Raw genomic sequence first — 4,102 nt, forward strand, 5'->3', positions numbered from 1 at the left:
GCCTTGCGCAGATACCGCGGCAGGATGCTGGGCGTGAAAATGATCTTGTCTTCGCCCGCGCCCCGATCCCGCACACGCGGCACTTTTACCGGCACCGGTCCGATGCCGGTCATCACTTCGCGCTTGGGCAAGTGACCATGACGGACCAGGCGCGCGCGCCCATCTTCGAGTCTTTCTCCGGAAAAGGCGTTCATGAGCGCGTCCAGTTCCGCGTAGATCGCCTGTTCGATCAGTTTGCGCGCTCCATCGCGGAGGACGTCAGTAAACGCGTCGGGTCTAAAACCTGATGGATCGGGCAGTTGGGTGATGGTAGTCTCTGACATGTGGCATATCCTTTTCTCAGCAGAGAATTGACGGCGACTCGAAACCGCCTTGATATGCCGCCCCTCAAGGCATCACCAACTTTCGCGCGTTTCTCCGCTACACCCGAGATGACGCAGACATCACGCCCCGCTCACCCTGAAACAGCAAACCGAAAGCCCCAGATGACACCGCCGTCCGCCGTGAAAGCCCGGACGCCGATTGCGCTCGCGCTCGTCATCGAACGCTCGCGCAAAACAGGGGCTTCCCGCCAATGACACCGGCGTCGTGAATTATCCGAGCTAAATGTTTCGCGCGCGAAACATTTCCTATTTCAGAAGACCCAGCAGATATTGCCCGTAACTGTTCTTGGCAAAGCCTTCGGCCCGTGCCCGCAGATATCCCGCATCAATCCAGCCTTTGCCAAAGGCAATTTCATCAGGGCTGCCGACCTGTAATCCTTGCCGCTCACTCAATGTGCGTACAAAATTCCCGGCATCCAGCAGCGATGCATGTGTGCCCGTATCCAACCAAGCATAGCCCCGTCCCATCTGCTGTACCTTCAGAAGGCCATCCGCCAGATACATTTCCAACAGGGCAGTGATTTCCAATTCCCCCCGCTTTGAGGGTGTGACGGATTTGGCCCGCTCCGGGGCAGTTCCATCCAGGAAGTAAAGGCCTGTCACCGCATAAGGTGATGGCGCTACGTCTGGCTTTTCAACGATGGCTCGTACCGTTCCGTCCGGGCTGAAATCGACAACGCCATACCGCTCGGGATCGGCAACGCGGTACCCGAACACCGTAGCGCCTGTGTCAATCCTGTCCGCGACTTCCAGATGCTCGGGCAGGCCGTGACCAAAGAAAATATTATCTCCCAGCACCATCGCGCTGGGGGCACCGTCCAGAAAACTCTCTGCCAGAATATAGGCCTGCGCTAACCCATCGGGGGATGGCTGCGCAATGTAGCTGAGGGACAGGCCCCATTGGCCCCCATCGCCTAATGTGCGCTGAAACTGAGCCTGATCCAAAGGGGTGGTGATGACAGCAATTTCGCGAACTCCAGCCAACATCAGGACGCTGAGCGGGTAGTAGATCAGCGGCTTATCATAGATTGGGAGAAGCTGTTTTGAGATGCCGATGGTAATAGGATAAAGCCGCGTTCCCGAGCCACCCGCCATGATGATACCTTTGCGTTTAGTCATATGTTCAGGTCCTTGATTGTAGCGCGCAGGCCGTGGCGCCAGTCTGGAGGATGGATGCCGAAATCAGACACGATTTCAGTGCAGTCGAGTCTGGAGTTCAGTGGGCGTCTGGCAGGTGTGGGGTAACCAGAGCTTGGGATGCCGGTAACGGTAACGGCGCGGTCGGCGAGGGCAAATGTTTCGCGCGCGAAACTTTCCCAACTGACAAAAGGCGTCCCGGCGAAGTGATAGGTGCGGCCCTGCTTGCCGGCGCACATGGCTTGCGACATGGTTAACATAGCGTGCGCAAGGGCGGCGGCGGGGGTGGGGCCGCCGATCTGATCGTTTACGATATTAAAATCATTGCGCGTCCTGGACAGGCGCAGCATCGTCTTAACGAAATTTGTGCCATGCGTGGAAAAAACCCAGGAGGTGCGCAGAATTACAGCATTCGCACCTGTAGCGCGCACCGCTTTTTCGCCGGCCAGTTTGGTGCGGCCATAGGCGCCGAGCGGGGCGGTGGGCGCATCCACGGCCCAAGGATCGGTACCGGAGCCGTCAAAGACATAATCGGTCGAGATGTGCAGGAACGGGATATCCAGATCGGCGCAGGCGCGGGCCATCGCGCCGGGGGCGTCTGCGTTGATGACATGGGCCAGATCATCTTCGTCTTCTGCGCGGTCAACGGCGGTATAGGCGGCGGCGTTGATCACGCAGCGGGGGCGCACGGCATAGATCGCAGCCGCGCAGGCGGCAGGATCGGACAGATCGGCAGCATCGCGTCCCAATGCCGTCACATCGCCAAGGCGCTGCAATTCGCAGGCAACCTGCCCGGTGCGTCCAAAGACCAGGACCGTCATTCCGGCGCCCCCAGACGTGTCCCGACACCGGCGCGTTGCTGGAGTGCGCGCCACCAGTCTTCGTTATCAAGATACCATTGCACCGTCAGTCTGAGGCCCTCTTCGACCGTGACGGACGGGCGCCATCCCAGTTCGGCCTGGATGCGCGAGGGGTCGATTGCATAGCGGGCATCATGGCCGGGCCGGTCGGTCACGAAGGTGATCAGGCTGGAATAGGGGGTATGATCGGCGCGCGGTGCCAGATCGTCGAGAATGGTGCAAAGGGTCTGAACCAGCTCAAGATTGCTGCGCTCGTTTTCACCGCCGATGGCATAGCTGCGCCCGACGCGCCCCTTTGTCAGCACCGTCAACAGAGCATCTGCGTGATCCTCGACATAGAGCCAATCACGCACGTTAGAGCCGTTTCCGTAGATCGGCAGAGGCTTGCCTGCCAATGCGTTCACGATCACCACCGGGATCAGTTTTTCGGGGAAATGATAGGGGCCATAATTGTTTGAGCAATTGGTCAGCAGGACCGGCAAACCGTAAGTCACGGCCCAGGCGCGCACTAGATGATCCGATGCGGCCTTGGACGCGGAATAGGGGCTGCGCGGGTCATAGGCAGTGTCTTCGGTGAATTTCATTGCGGGATCTGCGGGCAGACTACCGAACACCTCGTCGGTCGAGACATGGTGAAAGCGGAAATGATCGGGGCGGCCCTCTGCGGTCCAATAGCTGCGTGCGACCTCCAGCAGGGTATAGGTGCCGGTGATATTGATGTCGATAAAGGTGCCCGGCCCGTCGATGGAGCGATCGACATGGGATTCGGCGGCCAGATGCAGCACTGCATCCGGCGCGTGGGCGGCAAACACGCGGTCCAGCGCATCGCGGTCGCGGATATCGGCGTGCTCGAAGCAGTAATTCGGACTGCTTTCCACCGAGGCGACATTGGCAAGGCAGGCGGCATAGGTGAGCGCATCGAGGTTGATGACAGCATGCCCGCGCCTGACAGCAAGGCGCACCACGGCAGAGCCGATAAAGCCGGCGCCGCCGGTGACAAGCAGCTTCATAAGGCATCCTCTAACGTGAAGGGGCTGCGAAGATCGCTCAGAGGCTGGGCGACTGCGTCCTTGTCTGACAGGATCGGCGCGCCATCAAGCCCCCAGTCGATGCCGCAGCTGTCCCATCTGACTGCGCCTTCAGAGGCTGCGTGGTAAAAGTCAGAGCATTTATAGACGATTTCGGTGTCATCCTCACGGGTGACAAAGCCATGGGAAAACCCCGCCGGCACCAGCAACTGCCGCCCGTTTTCATAGCTGAGATCGACCCCGACCCATGAGCCATAAGTGGGACTGCCCCGGCGGATATCGACGGCCACATCAAAAAGGCGGCCGCGCCCGCAGCGCACCAGTTTTGTCTGCGCATGGGGTGGCGCCTGAAAATGCAGGCCCCGCACTGTGCCTGCGCGCTGCGATACCGAATGATTGTCCTGCACAAAGTCGATACCAAGCCCAGCCTCAGCCATGCGGTGCCGATTCCATGTTTCACCAAAGAAACCGCGCGCATCGCCGAACCGCCGTGGTGTCAGGATCAGCACGCCGGGCAGGGTGGTTTCTTCTATTCGCATCAAGATTTCCTTAAACGAGTTCCTGTGCTAGGTGTTCAGTCCCGGCATCTGGTGGATCGGATTAACGATGAATCGATCTGGCTCTGAAGTCCAGATTTTGCAGATGTATTCGTAGGGCGTGAGACCGTTGAGTGTCTTGAGCCTGCGCGCGAAAT

The 4,102-nt window shown here is 59.3% G+C and carries 5 protein-coding genes and 1 pseudogene; all 6 read right to left on the reverse strand.

Annotated elements, in window-relative coordinates; all coding sequences use genetic code 11:
- Positions 1-323, reverse strand: a 323-nt coding sequence (locus DQ230_RS16600) for a transposase (protein WP_203228120.1), incomplete at its 3' end; no start/stop codon positions are given.
- A gap of 306 nt (positions 324-629) precedes the next feature.
- Complete coding sequence (gene rfbA, locus DQ230_RS16605) at positions 630-1,502, reverse strand: glucose-1-phosphate thymidylyltransferase RfbA (protein WP_113913674.1); 873 nt, start codon at positions 1,500-1,502, stop codon at positions 630-632.
- On the reverse strand, positions 1,499-2,341 hold the full coding sequence (gene rfbD / locus DQ230_RS16610; protein WP_113913675.1) for a dTDP-4-dehydrorhamnose reductase: 843 nt from the start codon (positions 2,339-2,341) through the stop codon (positions 1,499-1,501). The genes rfbA and rfbD overlap by 4 nt, the downstream gene beginning before the upstream one ends.
- A complete protein-coding gene (rfbB, locus tag DQ230_RS16615) occupies positions 2,338-3,390 on the reverse strand; it encodes a dTDP-glucose 4,6-dehydratase (RefSeq protein WP_113913676.1) in 1,053 nt (350 codons plus the stop codon). Before rfbB ends, rfbD begins: the two co-directional genes overlap by 4 nt.
- On the reverse strand, positions 3,387-3,947 hold the full coding sequence (gene rfbC, locus DQ230_RS16620; protein ID WP_113913677.1) for a dTDP-4-dehydrorhamnose 3,5-epimerase: 561 nt from the start codon (positions 3,945-3,947) through the stop codon (positions 3,387-3,389). The genes rfbB and rfbC overlap by 4 nt, the downstream gene beginning before the upstream one ends.
- Before the next feature lie 27 nt (positions 3,948-3,974).
- A pseudogene (locus tag DQ230_RS16625) lies at positions 3,975-4,102 on the reverse strand (IS481 family transposase); the annotation flags it as partial.

Source organism: Roseovarius dicentrarchi (assembly GCF_003316635.1).
In the GTDB taxonomy this organism is placed as follows: domain Bacteria; phylum Pseudomonadota; class Alphaproteobacteria; order Rhodobacterales; family Rhodobacteraceae; genus Roseovarius; species Roseovarius dicentrarchi.

Coding starts and splice junctions, on each gene's coding strand:
- rfbA (WP_113913674.1), bottom strand. CDS start 1,502: ATGACTAAACGCAAAGGTATCATCATGGCGGGTGGCTCGGGAACGCGG.
- rfbD (WP_113913675.1), bottom strand. CDS start 2,341: ATGACGGTCCTGGTCTTTGGACGCACCGGGCAGGTTGCCTGCGAATTG.
- rfbB (WP_113913676.1), bottom strand. CDS start 3,390: ATGAAGCTGCTTGTCACCGGCGGCGCCGGCTTTATCGGCTCTGCCGTG.
- rfbC (WP_113913677.1), bottom strand. CDS start 3,947: ATGCGAATAGAAGAAACCACCCTGCCCGGCGTGCTGATCCTGACACCA.